Origin of the sequence: Nocardioides dokdonensis FR1436 (assembly GCF_001653335.1) — a bacterium.
Lineage (GTDB): Bacteria > Actinomycetota > Actinomycetes > Propionibacteriales > Nocardioidaceae > Nocardioides > Nocardioides dokdonensis.
Genome location: NZ_CP015079.1, coordinates 2846016 through 2861145 on the forward strand (window position 1 = coordinate 2846016; position 15130 = coordinate 2861145).

Annotated in this window: 15 protein-coding genes; all 15 read left to right on the top strand. The window is 72.2% G+C overall.

All coding sequences use genetic code 11. From position 1 onward, the window contains the following. Window positions 1-79 precede the first annotated feature (79 nt). The 15 genes from mraY to I601_RS13570 all read left to right on the top strand — a co-directional run bounded on the left by mraY (window position 80) and on the right by I601_RS13570 (window position 15101). Entirely contained in the window at window positions 80-1168 is a 1089-nt protein-coding gene (gene mraY / locus I601_RS13490; protein ID WP_068110629.1) for a phospho-N-acetylmuramoyl-pentapeptide-transferase, read from the top strand. Further along, on the top strand, window positions 1150-2634 hold the full coding sequence (murD, locus tag I601_RS13495; RefSeq protein WP_169834704.1) for a UDP-N-acetylmuramoyl-L-alanine--D-glutamate ligase: 1485 nt from the start codon (window positions 1150-1152) through the stop codon (window positions 2632-2634). Before mraY ends, murD begins: the two co-directional genes overlap by 19 nt. A gap of 30 nt (window positions 2635-2664) precedes the next feature. Continuing rightward, complete coding sequence (gene ftsW, locus I601_RS13500) at window positions 2665-3936, top strand: putative lipid II flippase FtsW (protein ID WP_084527589.1); 1272 nt, start codon at window positions 2665-2667, stop codon at window positions 3934-3936. Between the two features lie 10 nt (window positions 3937-3946). Continuing rightward, complete coding sequence (gene murG / locus I601_RS13505; protein WP_068110631.1) at window positions 3947-5047, top strand: undecaprenyldiphospho-muramoylpentapeptide beta-N-acetylglucosaminyltransferase; 1101 nt, start codon at window positions 3947-3949, stop codon at window positions 5045-5047. Next, window positions 5044-7179, top strand: coding sequence for a UDP-N-acetylmuramate--L-alanine ligase (murC, locus tag I601_RS13510; protein ID WP_237089414.1), 2136 nt, complete (start codon window positions 5044-5046; stop codon window positions 7177-7179). The genes murG and murC overlap by 4 nt, the downstream gene beginning before the upstream one ends. Window positions 7180-7403: 224 nt before the next feature. Continuing rightward, window positions 7404-8675, top strand: a complete 1272-nt coding sequence (gene ftsZ / locus I601_RS13520; RefSeq protein ID WP_068110639.1) for a cell division protein FtsZ — start codon at window positions 7404-7406, stop codon at window positions 8673-8675. A 13-nt stretch (window positions 8676-8688) separates the two neighbouring features. Beyond that, window positions 8689-9423 carry a peptidoglycan editing factor PgeF gene (gene pgeF, locus I601_RS13525; RefSeq protein ID WP_068110641.1) on the top strand — a complete coding sequence of 245 codons (735 nt, stop codon included), beginning with the start codon at window positions 8689-8691 and terminating at the stop codon, window positions 9421-9423. Next, entirely contained in the window at window positions 9420-10115 is a 696-nt protein-coding gene (locus tag I601_RS13530; RefSeq protein WP_068110643.1) for a YggS family pyridoxal phosphate-dependent enzyme, read from the top strand. Before pgeF ends, I601_RS13530 begins: the two co-directional genes overlap by 4 nt. Before the next feature lie 54 nt (window positions 10116-10169). Continuing rightward, window positions 10170-10685, top strand: a complete 516-nt coding sequence (locus tag I601_RS13535) for a cell division protein SepF (protein WP_068110645.1) — start codon at window positions 10170-10172, stop codon at window positions 10683-10685. A 63-nt stretch (window positions 10686-10748) separates the two neighbouring features. Then, window positions 10749-11039 carry a YggT family protein gene (locus I601_RS13540; RefSeq protein WP_068110651.1) on the top strand — a complete coding sequence of 97 codons (291 nt, stop codon included), beginning with the start codon at window positions 10749-10751 and terminating at the stop codon, window positions 11037-11039. A 129-nt stretch (window positions 11040-11168) separates the two neighbouring features. Further along, window positions 11169-11930, top strand: a complete 762-nt coding sequence (locus I601_RS13545) for a DivIVA domain-containing protein (protein ID WP_237089415.1) — start codon at window positions 11169-11171, stop codon at window positions 11928-11930. A gap of 196 nt (window positions 11931-12126) precedes the next feature. After that, window positions 12127-12906 carry a TraR/DksA family transcriptional regulator gene (locus tag I601_RS21495; protein WP_084527591.1) on the top strand — a complete coding sequence of 260 codons (780 nt, stop codon included), beginning with the start codon at window positions 12127-12129 and terminating at the stop codon, window positions 12904-12906. Beyond that, window positions 12879-13463: a signal peptidase II gene (lspA, locus tag I601_RS13560; protein ID WP_068110663.1), complete on the top strand. Its 585-nt coding sequence runs from the start codon at window positions 12879-12881 to the stop codon at window positions 13461-13463. Before I601_RS21495 ends, lspA begins: the two co-directional genes overlap by 28 nt. Before the next feature lie 41 nt (window positions 13464-13504). Next, entirely contained in the window at window positions 13505-14398 is an 894-nt protein-coding gene (locus I601_RS13565; protein WP_068114939.1) for an RluA family pseudouridine synthase, read from the top strand. Next, on the top strand, window positions 14388-15101 hold the full coding sequence (locus I601_RS13570; protein WP_068110666.1) for a GNAT family N-acetyltransferase: 714 nt from the start codon (window positions 14388-14390) through the stop codon (window positions 15099-15101). The genes I601_RS13565 and I601_RS13570 overlap by 11 nt, the downstream gene beginning before the upstream one ends. Window positions 15102-15130: the final 29 nt, after the last annotated feature.

Sequence of the window (15130 nt, forward strand, 5' to 3'; positions counted from 1 at the left end):
TCGGTGCCGGTGAGCCGGCGCGGGCGGCGTACGGCACCCGCGAGGACCAGACACAGACTGGGAACGAGGTGCGTGGGCCGTGAGGGCGATCCTGCTGGGCGGAGGCCTGGCTCTGTTGATCTCGCTGATCGGCACCCGTTTCGCGATCAAGCAGTTCACCCGGTGGGGCTACGGCCAGGAGGTCCGCGACGACGGACCCACCACCCACCACGTCAAGCGCGGCACCCCGACCATGGGCGGCGTCGCCATCATCGGCGCGACCGTGCTCGGCTACTTCGGGGCGAAGCTGATCACGCTGTCCCCGCCGACGGCCTCTGCGCTGCTCCTGCTGCTGCTCTTCGTCGGCATCGGTGCCGTCGGCTTCCTCGACGACTTCATCAAGATCTACAAGCAGCGCAGCCTCGGGTTGCGCAGCAAGGCCAAGATCGTCGGCCAGACCGTCGTCGGCCTCACCTTCGGCATCCTGGCCCTGAGCCCGTTGCTCGAGGACGACCGCGGCCAGCGGCCGGCGTCGTTCTCGCTGTCCTTCATCCGTGACCTCGACAGCTTCGTGCTGCCGGCGGTCGCGGTCGTCGTGCTGATCCTGGTCATGGTCATCGCCACCAGCAACGCCACCAACCTCACCGACGGTGCCGACGGTCTGCTGACCGGCTGCAGCATGATGGTCTTCGGCGCCTACACGATCGTGAACATCTGGCAGAACAACCAGTGGTGCGGCCAGTCCGACATCACCTACGGCAAGTGCTACGAGGTGCGTGACCCGCTCGACCTGGCGATCGTGGCGGCGGCCATCACCGGCGCCTGCTTCGGCTTCCTGTGGTGGAACGCCTCGCCGGCCCAGATCTTCATGGGCGACACCGGGTCGCTGGCGCTCGGCGCCGCGCTCGCCGGCCTGGCCGTGCTGACCCGTACCGAGCTGCTGCTGGTGATCGTCGGTGGCGTCTTCGTCATGGAGACCGTCTCGGTGATGCTGCAGGTGTCCTGGTTCAAGCTCAGCAGACGCCTCACCGGCACGCCCAAGCGGCTCTTCCGGATGGCTCCGATCCACCACACGTTCGACATGGCGTGGGGCGAGGTCACCATGGTGATCCGCTTCTGGATCCTCACCGGCCTGTGCGTCGCGGGCGGCCTCGGCATCTTCTACGCCGAGTGGGTGGCCGGCACGTGAGCGCGCCACGCGACCTGGACGGGCTCGACCAGACCAGCTCCTGGGACGGCGTGCGCGCCGTGGTGGCCGGCTTCGGCGTCTCCGGCTTCGCTGCCGCCGACAACCTCAACCACCTCGGCGCCGCCGTCACCGCGCTCGACGAGTCCGCGACCGGCAAGGAGGAGAAGGCCGAGCTGCTCGAGGTGCTCGGCGCCACGATCACGCTGGGCCCCGGCGCGACGGCTCGGCTGCCCGACGACGTCGACGTCGTGGTCACCTCGCCCGGCTGGCGCCCCGACAGCCCGCTGCTCGTCCAGGCGCGCGACCGCGGCGTCCCGGTGTGGGGCGAGGTCGAGCTGGCCTGGCGGCTGCGCCACCCCGAGCACGCCGCCCCGTGGCTCGCGGTCACCGGCACCAACGGCAAGACCACGACCGTGCAGATGCTCGACGCGATCCTGCGCGCGGCCGGGCTGCGCAGCGTCGCTGCCGGCAACGTGGGCCTGCCGATCGTCGAGGCGGTCATGGACCCGACGCCGTACGACGTGCTGGCCGTGGAGCTCTCCAGCTTCCAGCTGCACTACACGAGCTCGATGAGCGCCGAGTCCGCCGTCGTGCTCAACGTGGCCGAGGACCACCTCGACTGGTACCCCTCGATGAGCGAGTACGCCGCCGACAAGGGCCGCGTCTACGAGCGGGTCCAGCGCGCCTGCGTCTACAACGTCGCCGACCCGGTGACCGAGGAGCTGGTGCGTGCGGCCGACGTCGTCGAGGGCGCCCGTGCGGTCGGGTTCACCCTCGGCATGCCCGGCGTCGGGATGCTCGGCCTGGTCGAGGACATCCTCGTCGACCGCGCCTTCATCGAGCAGCGCACCGACAGCGCCGCCGAGCTGGTCACCGTAGGCGAGCTGGCCAGCAGCGCCCCGCACTACGTCGCCAACGCGCTCGCGGCCGCCGCCCTGGCCCGCGCCCACGGCGTCTCCCAGCAAGCGGTCCGCGACGGGCTGCGCGCCTTCCGGCCCGACGGTCACCGCATCGCCGAGGTGGCCCGCCACGACGACGTCACCTGGGTCGACGATTCCAAGGCCACCAACCCGCACGCCGCCCTGGCGTCGCTGCGGGCCTACGACAGCGTCGTGTGGGTGGCCGGGGGACTGGCCAAGGGCGCGCGCTTCGAGGAGCTCGTCGCCGCGGTGCGCGACCGGTTGCGTGGCGTGGTGCTCCTGGGCCGCGACCGCCACGTCGTCGCCGAGGCACTTGCGCGACACGCACCGGATGTACCCGTGATCGATGTTGGGGCGGATGAGACTGGTGTGACTGACGATGAGCACGCTCCGATGGGACGTGTCGTCGAGGCCGCAGCGGGTCTCGCCCAGCCGGGCGACACCGTGCTGCTGGCCCCGGGATGCGCCTCGCAGGACATGTTCACCGACTACGGCGCTCGCGGTGACGCGTTCGCCGCAGCAGTACGGGCCCGGACCGGCCCCTAGGAGCGAGCAGAACCAGGAGAGGGGCCTCAGGTGACGACAGCCGTCCCCGACGACGCGGGGTTCGCGGGTCGCCCGGGCTCCCTCCGCACCTCGCTGAGGACGCTGCGTGAGGCCTTCGACCGGCCGCTGACGTCGTACTACCTGCTGCTCGGTGCCTCCGCGCTGCTGCTGACCATCGGGCTGATCATGGTCCTCTCGGCCTCGAGCGTGTGGTCCTACAAGTACAGCGGCGGGGACTCCTACTCCGTGGTGCGCCGCCAGATGCTCTGGCTGGCGATCGGGCTGCCTGCGGCGTTCGTGGCGAGCCGGCTCCCGATGCGCTGGATCCGTGCCCTGGCCTACCCGGCGTACCTGTTCTCGCTGGTGCTGCTGCTCCTGACCGCGTTCCTGGGCACCGAGGTCAACGGCAACCAGAACTGGCTCGGCGTCGGGTCGTTGGCGATCCAGCCCTCCGAGGTCGCCAAGCTGGCGCTGGTGCTCTGGGCCGCGCACATCTACGCCAACAAGGAGCGCCGCCTCCACAGCCTGCACCAGCTCGTGGTGCCGGTCGTGCCGGGCCTGCTGCTCGCGACCCTGCTCGTCGTCGCCGGCCGGGACCTGGGCACCGCCCTGGTCTTCTTCGCGATCCTGCTCGGCATGCTCTGGGTCGTGGGTGCTCCGGGCCGGCTGTTCGGGCTAGCGCTCTCCGTGATCGCCGTGGCGGCCATCGGGCTCGCCTCGACCGACACCGAGCGGGTCGCGCGGATCACGACCTTCGTCGACCCCTTCCAGGACTACCACGACACCGGCTGGCAGCCCGCGCACGGCCTCTACGCGCTCTCCTCGGGCGGCTGGTTCGGCCAGGGCATCGGCGCCAGCCAGCAGAAGTGGGGCGACCTGCCCGAGGCACACACCGACTTCATCTTCGCCGTCCTGGGCGAGGAGCTCGGCCTCGTCGGCACCCTGCTGGTCGTGGGCCTGTTCCTCACCATCGCGCTCGCGGCGCTGCGGGTCGCACACCACACCCAGGAGCCGTTCGTCCGCTACGCCAGCTTCGGCATCGTGGTCTGGTTGATCGGCCAGATGATCATCAACGTCGGGATGGTCCTGGCGCTGCTGCCGGTCATCGGCATCCCGCTCCCGCTCGTCTCGTACGGCGGCTCCTCGCTGCTGCCGTCGCTGGTGGCCCTGGGCCTCCTGATCGGCTTCGCGCGCCGCGAGCCCGAGGCCGCGCAGGCCCTGGCCGCCCGTCGGCGCGGACGGGCCGCGGGCGTCGCGGCCGGCGCCCCGGGCGCGGACCACCCCAGCACGACCGCCCACTAGGTTGGTCCCGATGCGCATCCTCCTCGCCGGTGGCGGTACCGCCGGCCACACCTCGCCCCTGCTCGCGACCGCGGACGCCCTGCGCCGCCTCGACCCCACGGTCGAGATCACCTGCCTGGGCACCCCTCGCGGCCTCGAGAACACCGTCGTGCCCGCGGCCGGCTACCCGTTGGAGCTGGTGCCGCCGGTGCCGCTGCCCCGCAAGCCCGGCCTCGACCTGCTGCGGGTGCCGGGTCGCATCCGCCGCGCGGTCCGTGAGACCCACGCCGTGCTCGACCGCGTCGACCCCGACGTCGTGGTCGGCTACGGCGGCTACGTCTCGGTCCCGGCCTACCTCGCCGCCCGCAAGCGCCGTCTGCCCGTCGTCGTGCACGAGCAGAACGCGCTGCCCGGCCTCGGCAACAAGCTCGGCGCCCGCGTGGCCGCCCGCCGTGGCGGCCGGGTCGCGGTCAGCTTCCCCGACACCCCGCTGCCCGGTGCCGAGTACGTCGGCCTGCCGATCCGCCGGATGATCTCCACCCTCGACCGCGACGCGCTGCGGGCCGAGGCGCGCGCGTTCTTCGGTCTCGACCCCGACCGGCCCACCCTCGTGGTCACCGGCGGCTCCCAGGGCGCCCGCCGGCTCAACCAGGCCGTGTCCGGCGCCGTCCGGCAGCTCGGTGCGGCCGGGGTGCAGGTGCTGCACGTCATCGGCCCGAAGGGCGAGATCGACCCCGGCGCCGCCACCGCGACCGGCACGCCGTACGTCGTGGAGCACTTCGTGGACCGCATGGACTACGCGCTCGCCGCCGCCGACCTGATGGTGTGCCGCAGCGGCGCCAACAGCGTCGTGGAGGCGGCCGCCACCGGCGTCCCGGCGGTCTTCGTGCCGCTGCCGATCGGCAACGGCGAGCAGGAGCTCAACGCCCGTCCGGTGGTCGACGCCGGAGGAGCGCTGCTGGTGCGCGACGAGGAGCTGACCACCGGCTGGGTGGTCGAGCACGTCGTGCCGCTGGTCACCGACGCGGCGCGCCTCGCCACGATGAGCGCCGCCGCGCGCCACCTCGTCCCGCGCGACGCCGACGAGACGCTGGCCCGCATCGTGCTCGAGGCCGGGGGAGCGCGGCGATGAGGCTGCCGGTCCCTGACGCCATCCCCGGCGTGGCCGAGCTTGGGCGGGTGCACTTCATCGGCATCGGCGGTGCCGGGCTGTCCGCCATCGCCCGGATCATGGCGGCCCGCGGTGTCACCGTCACCGGCAGCGACGACCAGGACACCCCGTTCCTGCCCTCGTTGCGCGAGCTCGGCGTCACCTGCCACCTCGGCTACGACGCCTCCCACCTCGGCGACCTGGGCCCCGACGACGCCGTCGTGGTGACCACCGCCGCACGGGAGGACAACCCCGAGGTGCTCGAGGCCCGCCGCCGCGGCCTGCGGCTGCTGCCGCGCTCGGCCGGCCTGGCCTCGGTGATGGCCGACCGGCGGGTCCTGGCCGTCGCGGGCACGCACGGCAAGACCACCACCACCTCCCTGCTCACGGTCGCCCTGCTGGCCTGCGACACCGACCCGACGTACGCCGTCGGTGGCGTTCTCTCGGCCACCGGCCGCAACGCCGACGCGGGCTCGGGTGAGCTGTTCGTCGCCGAGGCCGACGAGAGCGACGGGGCCTTCCTGGTCTACCGCCCGCACGCCGCGATCGTGACCAACGTCGGGGCCGACCACCTCGACACCTGGGGCACCGAGGAGGCCTACCGGGCCGCCTTCACCGAGTTCGTGGCCACCATCGACGCCGACGGGTTCCTGGTCGCCTGCGTCGACGACCCGGGGGCCGAGGCGCTGCGCCCCGTCGCCGAGGCCCGCGGGCTCACCTTCGTGGGCGTGGGGGAGGGCGAGCACGCCGACCTGCGCGCGCTGGACGTGGTCCTCGAGGGGACCACCTCCACCTTCACCGTCGTCGACCGCGGCACCGAGCTGGGGCGGGTGCGCCTGGCGATCCCGGGCCGCCACTACGTGCTCGACGCGCTCGCCGCGCTGGGTGTCGGGCTGCGCCTGGGCCTGCCCTTCGAGGGCCTGAAGGCCGGGCTCGAGGCCTTCGGCGGCACCGGTCGTCGCATGGAGGCCAAGGGAGAGGCCGGCGGCGTGCGCGTCTACGACTCCTACGCCCACCAGCCCATCGAGATCGCCGGCGACCTCGAGGCCGCCCGCTCCGTCGCCGGGCAGGGCCGCGTGATCGTGGCCTTCCAGCCGCACCTGGTCTCGCGCACCCGGATCTTCGGTGCGCGTATGGGCGAGGCGCTCGGTGCCGCCGACGAGGTGGTCGTCCTCGGCGTCTACCTCGCCCGCGAGGACGCCGACCCCGCCGTCACCGGCGCCCTGGTCGCCGACCACGTGCCGCTGCCCGCCGAGCGGGTCGCCTTCGTGCCCGACCTCGACGACGTGCCCGCAGCGCTGGTGGCCCGGGCCCGGCCCGGCGACCTGGTGCTCACGCTGGGTGCCGGCAGCGTCACCGAGATCGGCCCCGGGTCCTCGCACTGCTGCGGGAGGGCAGCGGTGGCTGAGTCCTCACGGCGCCGGTTCGCCCGGCGCCAGTGGGCCCGGCGCTGGCTGCGGCTGCGGTACGTCGTCATCGGCGTGCTCACTCTCGCGCTGCTCGCTGTGGGCGCGTGGGCGCTGTGGTTCTCGTCGTTGCTGGCCGTCGAGAAGGTCGAGGTCGTGGGCGCCGACGTGCTCTCCGCCGAGGAGGTCGAGGCCGCGGCCGCGGTGCCGATGGGGGACCCCGTCGCGCGCGTCGACCTCGACGCGGTCCGGGCCCGGGTCGAGTCGTTGGCCGTGGTGCGCAGCGCCGACGTGACCCGGGCGTGGCCCGACGGCGTCCGGGTGGCCGTCGAGGAGCGGGTGGCCGTCGCCGTCGTGCGCATCGGCGCCGTGCTGCGCGGGATGGACTCCGACGGCGTGGTCTTCCGCGACTACCGCGAGCCGCCCGGCGACCTGCCCCGCGTCGACGCGCTCTCCGGGGTGACCAGCGAGGCGCTGCGCGAGGGCGCAGCCGTCGTCTCGGCGCTGCCCGAGGACCTCGCCGCCGGCGTCGACCACGTCCAGGTCGGCTCCGTCGACCAGATCCGCCTCGTCCTGCGCGACGGGCGGCAGGTGGTCTGGGGGAGCGCCTCGGACTCCGAGCAGAAGGCGGCGGTCCTCGAGGTCCTCCTGCAGCAGGACGGGAAGGTCTTCGACGTCTCCGTGCCCGCCACCCCCACCACCCGCTGACCCGGCCCGCATGTCGCGCCGACCCGGCGAGAAATGACGCGGGTCGCGGGCGTGTCGGCGCGATGCGGGGTCGGGCGGTCCTTACTGTCGTGATCACGACGAGGTTGACATAACTATAACCCTCTACCTGAGGGTCAGAGTTGAGACACAGATCCTCCCGTCGCCCCAGACTCCGCACCAGCCAGCACGACACCCAACCAGCACTCAGTGAGAGGCGAGCCACCGTGGCAGCAGCGCAGAACTACCTGGCCATCATCAAGGTCGTAGGCATCGGCGGCGGTGGTGTCAACGCCGTCAACCGGATGATCGAGGTCGGCCTCAAGGGCGTCGAGTTCATCGCGATCAACACCGACGCCCAGGCGCTGCTGATGAGCGACGCCGACGTGAAGCTCGACATCGGCCGCGAGCTCACCCGCGGTCTCGGCGCCGGCGCGAACCCCGAGGTGGGTGCCCGGGCGGCCGAGGACCACGCCGACGAGATCGAAGAGGTCATCAAGGGCGCCGACATGGTCTTCGTGACCGCCGGCGAGGGTGGCGGCACCGGCACCGGCGGCGCTCCCGTCGTGGCCCGGATCGCGCGCTCGCTCGGGGCGCTGACCATCGGAGTCGTCACCCGCCCGTTCTCCTTCGAGGGGCGCCGCAGGGCCAACTCCGCCGAGGAGGGCATCGCCGGGCTGCGCGACGAGGTCGACACCCTCATCGTGATCCCCAACGACCGGCTGCTCTCGATCAGCGACCGCAACGTCTCGGTCCTCGACGCCTTCAAGCAGGCCGACCAGGTCCTGCTGCAGGGTGTCTCGGGCATCACCGACCTGATCACGACGCCGGGCCTGATCAACCTCGACTTCGCCGACGTGAAGTCCGTGATGGCCAACGCCGGCTCGGCGCTGATGGGCATCGGCTCGGCCCGCGGCGAGGACCGCTCGGTCGCGGCCGCGGAGATGGCGGTCTCCTCGCCGCTGCTCGAGGCCAGCATCGACGGCGCGCACGGCGTGCTGCTCTCGATCGCCGGTGGCTCCGACCTCGGTCTCTTCGAGATCAACGAGGCCGCGGCGCTGGTCGCCCAGGCCGTGCACGCCGAGGCCAACATCATCTTCGGTGCCACCATCGACGACGCCCTGGGCGACGAGGTCCGGGTCACCGTCATCGCGGCCGGCTTCGACGGCGGCACGCCCAAGCGTCGCGACGAGGGCACCGTGCTTCGCCGCGAGCCGCGCGAGCAGCAGTCGCAGGAGCAGACCCGCGAGGCGGCGCGCACCGTGTCGACCCGTCGTGACGAGCCCGCTCGGGCCGAGGTCGGGGCCCGTCAGGGCTCCGCTTCCTCCGAGCGGCCCGCGCCCACCTTCGCCCCCTCGGTGCCCCAGAACCAGCAGAACCAGCAGAACCAGCAGGACCAGCCGCAGCGGACGCAGCAGACCCAGCAGGCCCCGCGGCCGGCTCCGCGTCAGGTGCACTTCGACGACGACGAGCTCGACGTGCCCGACTTCCTGAAGTAGGCACGAGGCGGCGTTGTACTCCTTCCGCACCACCCACGGCCCCGTCGACCTGGCGTTCACCGACAGGTACGGCGGGGTCAGTGCCGCTCCGTTCGCGGAGCTGAACCTGGCCATCGAGGGTCACGACGACCCCGCCGCGACCCGACGCAACGTGGAGGTGCTGATGGCCGACTTCGCTCCGGGCGACCGGCTCGCCGACCTCCACCAGGTGCACGGGTGCACGGTGGTCGGTGTCGACGACGACGGTCCGCGCCAGCCCGGTACGCCGCGCCCGCGCGCCGACGCGATCGTCACCGCTGAGGCGGGCGTGACGCTCATGGTGCGCGCCGCCGACTGCGTGCCGGTCCTGCTCGCCGACCCCGAGGCCGGCGTCCTGGGCGCCGCGCACGCCGGCCGACCGGGTCTGGCGGTCGGCGTCGTCACCGCGACCGTGGCCCGGATGCGCCGCCTCGGTGCCCACGACGTCACGGCCTGGATCGGCCCGCACGTGTGCGGGGGGTGCTACGAGGTGCCGGAGGCGCTGCAGGAGGAGGTCGCGGCCATCGAGCCCTCGAGCCGGGCGACGACCACGTGGGGCACCCCCGCCCTCGACATCGGTGCCGGCGTCCGGGCCCAGCTGGAGCGCGCCGGGGTCACCGTGCTCGACGGCGCGACCCGGTGCACCCGGGAGTCCCCGGACCTGTACAGCTTCCGCCGCGACGGCGTACGCGCCGGCCGGCTGGCCGGGGTCGTGCGGAGGTCGCCATGACCCGCCGTGAGGAGCTCGAGGCCAACCTGACCCGGGTGCGCGCGCGCATCGAGGCTGCCCGCGCCGCGGCGGGCCGTCAGGACCAGGTCGACCTCGTGGTCGTGACGAAGTTCTTCCCCGCCGCCGACGTGCGGCTCCTGGCCGAGCTGGGCGTGCGACGGGTGGGGGAGAACCGGCACCAGGAGGCGGAGGCGAAGGCCGCCGAGTGTGCCGACCTCGACCTCGTGTGGCACTACATCGGCGGGCTGCAGAGCAACAAGGCCGCCGCCGTCGCCGGCTACGCCGGGGTCGTGGAGTCCCTGGACCGCCTCAAGCTGGTGCGCGGGCTCGACCGCGGCGCCGCCGAGCGGGGGACCCCGCTCGAGGTGCTGGTCCAGGTCAGCCTCGACCCGCCCGGCGCCGGGCACCGCGCCGGCGCCGAGCCCGACGACGTACCCGCGCTGGCCGAGGCCGTCGAGGCCAGTGAGCACCTGCGCCTGCGCGGCCTGATGGCTGTCGCCCCGCTGGGCGAGGACCCGGCGGCGGCCTTCGCCCGGCTCGCCGAGGTGCGCGCGCGACTGGTCCAGGACCACCCCCATGCAGACCGGCTCTCAGCCGGGATGAGCGGCGACCTCGACGAGGCCGTCGCCGCCGGCGCGACACACGTGCGCGTCGGCTCCGCAATCCTCGGTTCGAGGCCTGCAGTCCGATAAGTTCAATCCACCAGGCGTCCGTCACCGGACGCTCGAGATCCGGAGGGCACCACCATGAGCGGCGCGATGCGCAGGATCGGCGAGTACCTCGGCCTCGTCGAGGACACCGGCCGGTACGACGGCGAGCACGGCGAGTACGACCCGAGCGACGACCACACCTCCGAGACCCGTCCCGTGGCCGCCGCCGGCCCTTCCCGACACGAGCGGGCGCGCGAGGTGCGCCCCGCCCCCGTGGCTGACCTCGCCGAGCGCCGTCGTCCGGCGCCCGGCCCGACCGGAGTGGTGGCTGAGCTGTCCCGCATCACGACCCTGCACCCCAGCACCTACAACGAGGCCCGCACCGTGGGGGAGAACTTCCGCGAGGGCGTGCCGGTCATCATGAACCTGTCCGAGATGAACGACGCGGACGCCAAGCGCCTCGTCGACTTCGCAGCCGGGCTGGTGTTTGCGACGCGTGGCACCATCGAGCGCGTCACCAACAAGGTCTTCCTTCTCTCGCCCGCGAACGTCACCGTGGCGGCCGAGGACAAGGAGCGCATCGCTGAGGGTGGCTTCTTCAACCAGAGCTGATGCTCGAACGGCCCGACCTGGGGTCGTGCCGAGCCCAGGTCGCTGACAGGAGACAAGACCGACGTGCAGGTCGCCGGTTCGATCATCTACATCATCCTGACGATCTTCTGGATCTTCTTGTGGGTCCGGTTCGTCGTCGACTGGGTGATGGTCTTCGCACGCTCCTGGTCCCCGCGCGGGCCGGTGTTGGTGCTGCTGGAGGCCGTCTACTCGGTCACCGACCCACCCATCAAGGCGCTGCGACGCGTCGTACCGCCGCTGCGGCTGGGCAGCATCGCCCTGGACCTCAGCTTCCTGATCGTCTTCATCAGCGTCTGGATCCTGCGCACCGTGGTGCTCCAGACGATGATGTGACCAGGCGGGGTGGAGCCCGGGACGAACCCGGTGGTCACACCTGCCACAACGTTGACGCTATTGTTCGATCCGACAGGTCGAGGGCGCAGTCGGTCCTCGGGACAACCACGACTATGAATGGGTGAGGTCATGCCGTTGACACCCGAGGACGTGAGCAACAAGCGCTTCACTCCGGTCCGACTCCGTGAGGGGTACGACATGGGGGAGGTCGACCAGTTCCTGGACGAGGTCGAGGCCGAGCTTGCTCGTCTGACCAAGGAGAACCAGGACCTGCGTGCTCAGATCGCGTCGGCCCAGACCGGTGGCGACACCGGACAGCAGGCCGCTGTGCCGGCTGCTCCGGCCCCGGCGCCGGAGAAGGCCCCCGAGCGCGCTCCGGAGCCGGTTGCTGCTCCCGAGCCCACCCCGGTGCCCGTGGCTGCTGCCGCTCCGGCAGAGACGATCCGCGTCGAGACGGTCCCGCAGGCGTCCAACGCTGCGGCGCGTCTCCTCGAGATCGCCACGCGCAACGCCGACGAGCTCGTCGACGAGGCCAAGAACGACGCCGACAAGATCATCGGCGAGGCCCGCACCAAGGCCGAGCGGCTCGAGACCGAGTCGAAGTCGAAGGCGGACCGCCTCGAGGCCGACGCCCGCACCCGGGCCCAGATGCTCGACTCCGAGACCGCCGAGCGTCGCCAGCAGATGTTCGGTGACCTCGAGCGCGAGCGCGACAAGCTCAGCAGCGAGGTCGAGAACCTGCGCTCGTTCGAGCGCGAGTACCGCTCGCGCCTCAAGAGCTACTTCACCCAGCAGCTCGAGGCGCTCGCCGGCTCCGCCGATGCCACGGACGCGGAGGAGACCCCGCAGCCCAAGCGACTGCGTTCGATCCTCGGCGAGGACGAGGGCTGAGCACAGCTCACCCCAGCACGGCTCTGTGACGCGGCCGGTCCCTTCGGGGGCCGGCCGCGTCGCGCGTCATACCCGGTGTGGCGGTTTTGAGGGGACGGGGTCACCGGCTACTCTCCGTGCCACCGCTGCGGTCTGAGACGAGGATCACGGCCAGGGGTCGGCGCTCGTCTCGGGGCGTCGGAGAGAGGCGGGCTCGATGGCTCGTGGAACACGTACGTTGACAGGTCAGGCGGTCTCCGCCGCGCGCCGCGTGATCGGTCGCGGGGCACGGCCGGACGACGCCCCGGCGGAGGAGCCGGCCCCCGCCACGAAGCCGGCCCCCGCCAAGAAGGCGGCACCGGCCAAGAAGGCGGCACCGGCCAAGAAGGCGGCTGCCAAGAAGCCCGTCGCGGCCAAGAAGCCCGCCGCGGCCAAGAAGACCCCTGCCAAGAAGGCCAGCCCGGCCAAGAAGGCCGCCCCGGCCAAGAAGACCCCTGCCAAGAGCGCCCCCGCCTCGAAGGCCCCGGAGAGGAAGGCAGCGCCCGTGACCACCACCCCCGCCAAGAAGGCGACCCCGAAGGCCAAGACCGTGAAGCCCAGCGCCGGCTCGCTGGTCGTCAAGGACGACGAGCAGGACTGGACCCCGGCCGAGCTCGACGAGCTGCTCGGCGAGCTCAACCAGCAGCGCGAGCACAGTGCGGGCGTGGTGCAGGACATGGAGGCGCAGCTCGACGGCCTCATGCGCGACTCCGGCGACGGCGCCGGGCAGGACCAGGCCGACGTCGGCGCCACCAGCTTCGAGCGCGACCAGGAGATGAGCGTGCTCAACATCGAGCGCGACAAGGTGGCCCAGATCGACCGAGCGCTCGAGCGCATCGCGGACGGCACCTACGGGGAGTGCGAGTCGTGCGGGCAGCCGATCGGCAAGTTGCGGTTGATGGCCTTCCCCCGTGCGACACTGTGCATGACATGCAAGCAGCGCGAGGAGCGGCGGTAGACCCGGCCGCGACACCTGACGACCGGCCCTCCCGCCGTCGCACCTGGTCCCTCTTCACCCTGGTCGCGCTGGTCGTCTACGCGATCGACCTGGGCACGAAGGTGCTCGCCGTCGACCGCCTCTCGGGCGAGCCCGACGTCCCGCTCGTCGGTGACCTGCTGGTGCTGCGCCTGGTGAAGAACCCAGGCGCGGCCTTCAGCACCGGCACGGAGTACACCGTCGTGCTCAGCGTGCTCTCCATCGTCGCGGCCTGCGTCGTGGTGGTGCTCAGCCTTCGACTGCGCAGCCGCCTGTGGGCCCTCGGGCTGGGGCTGCTGATGGCCGGCGTGCTGGGCAACCTCACCGACCGCATCTTCCGGGCGCCGGGCCCCATGCGCGGTCATGTCATCGACTTCCTGATGCTGCCCAACTGGCCGGTCTTCAACGTCGCCGACATGGCGATCAACGGTGCTGCTGCGCTCATCCTGGTCCAGGCCTTCCGCGGGATCCGTCTCGACGGCACCCGCGAGGGCGAGCACGAACACAAGACGAAGAAGAACACGAAGGAGCACGAGTGAGCGAGGTCGTCGACCAGCGCGCCCTGAGCGTCCCGGACGGCATGGCGGGGGAGCGCGTCGATGCCGCGATGGCGCGACTGTTCGGTCTCTCCCGGACCCGCGCTGCCGACCTCGTCTCCCAGGGGTACGTGCTCCTGGACGGAACCGCGCCGGGCAAGAGCGACCGGGTGTTCCCCGGCTCGCTGATCGAGGTGAGCATCCCCAGCACCGTCGACCCGCTGGCGGTGCGACCGGAGATCGTCGAGGGCATCAAGATCATCCACGACGACGACTCCATCGTCGTGATCGACAAGCCGGTCGGCGTGGCCGTGCACCCCTCACCGGGGTGGCACGGTCCGACCGTGGTCGGCCACCTCGCGGGCGCCGGCTTCCGGATCGCCACCGGGGGAGCCTCCGAGCGCCAGGGCATCGTCCAGCGCCTCGACGTCGGCACCTCGGGCGTGATGGTGATCTGCAAGTCCGAGCACGCCTACTCGCTGCTGAAGAACGCCTTCCGCAACCGCACGGTCGACAAGACCTACCACGCGGTCGTCCAGGGCCACCCGGACCCGCTGGAGGGCACCATCGACGCCCCGATCGGTCGCCACCCCAAGGCCGACTACAAGTTCGCGGTGATGGCCGACGGGCGAGCCTCGGTCACCCACTACGAGACGCTCGAGGCGCACCGCTTCGCCAGCCTGCTCGAGGTCCACCTCGAGACCGGGCGCACCCACCAGATCCGCGTCCACATGAGTGCCCTGAAGCACCCGTGCGTCGGCGACCTGACCTACGGCGCCGACCCGGTGCTGGCCAAGCGGTTCGGCGTCGAGCGGCAGTGGCTGCACGCCATGCGCCTCGGCTTCGAGCACCCCGACACCGGCAAGCAGGTGGAGTACGAGTCGTCGTACCCCGACGACCTGGCCGCGTCGCTCGAGACGATCCGCGATGCCGACTGAGGCCACCAGCGACCTGCTCCTGCGCCCGGCCGATCGGGACGACCTCGCGGCCGTGGCCGACCTGCACCTGCAGGTCCGCACGGCAGCGGTCCCGGCGATGCCGCCGGTGGTCTACGACGCCGCGTTCGTCCGGGAGTACGTCGAGTCCTGGGACCTGAGCACCCACGAGCTGTGGCTGGGCGAGCGTGACGGGAGCCTGCTGGGCTACGCGATGGTCCACGACGACTGGTTGCACTCGCTGTACGTCGCTCCCGCGGAGCAGGGCAGCGGCATCGGATCGGCGCTGCTCGACCTGGCCAAGGGCCTGCGCCCCGGTGGCTTCTGCCTGTGGGTCTTCGAGTCCAACGAGCCGGCGCGTGCCTTCTACCGCCACCACGGCCTCGTCGACCTCGAGACCACCGACGGCTCGGGCAATCCCGAGCGGGCTCCCGAAGTCCGGATGGCCTGGCCGGGCGAGGATCCGCTGGCCTTCCTGCGTGGCCTGGTCGACGACGTCGACGCCCAGCTCGGCGACCTCCTGGCGCGCCGGGTGGCGCTGACCCGGGCCATCCAGCCGTACCGCACCACCTCCGGTCGCGACCGGGGCCGCGAGGCCGAGATCGCGCGCGAGATGGCGCGCCGGGCCCCGGTGCTGGGCCCCGAGCGGCTGGCCCGGATCGTCGACGTGATCGTCACCGAGAGCCTCGACGCCGGGCGGGGCTGAGTGTCGGTGCGCCCTGCCATCGTGGCGGA

Bases quoted from the DNA above. Each gene is read 5' to 3' on its own strand.
- murG (WP_068110631.1), top strand. From the start codon at position 3,947: ATGCGCATCCTCCTCGCCGGTGGCGGTACCGCCGGCCACACCTCGCCC.
- murC (WP_237089414.1), top strand. From the start codon at position 5,044: ATGAGGCTGCCGGTCCCTGACGCCATCCCCGGCGTGGCCGAGCTTGGG.
- I601_RS13530 (WP_068110643.1), top strand. From the start codon at position 9,420: ATGACCCGCCGTGAGGAGCTCGAGGCCAACCTGACCCGGGTGCGCGCG.
- I601_RS13535 (WP_068110645.1), top strand. From the start codon at position 10,170: ATGAGCGGCGCGATGCGCAGGATCGGCGAGTACCTCGGCCTCGTCGAG.
- I601_RS13545 (WP_237089415.1), top strand. From the start codon at position 11,169: ATGCCGTTGACACCCGAGGACGTGAGCAACAAGCGCTTCACTCCGGTC.
- I601_RS21495 (WP_084527591.1), top strand. From the start codon at position 12,127: ATGGCTCGTGGAACACGTACGTTGACAGGTCAGGCGGTCTCCGCCGCG.
- lspA (WP_068110663.1), top strand. From the start codon at position 12,879: ATGCAAGCAGCGCGAGGAGCGGCGGTAGACCCGGCCGCGACACCTGAC.
- I601_RS13565 (WP_068114939.1), top strand. From the start codon at position 13,505: ATGGCGGGGGAGCGCGTCGATGCCGCGATGGCGCGACTGTTCGGTCTC.
- I601_RS13570 (WP_068110666.1), top strand. From the start codon at position 14,388: ATGCCGACTGAGGCCACCAGCGACCTGCTCCTGCGCCCGGCCGATCGG.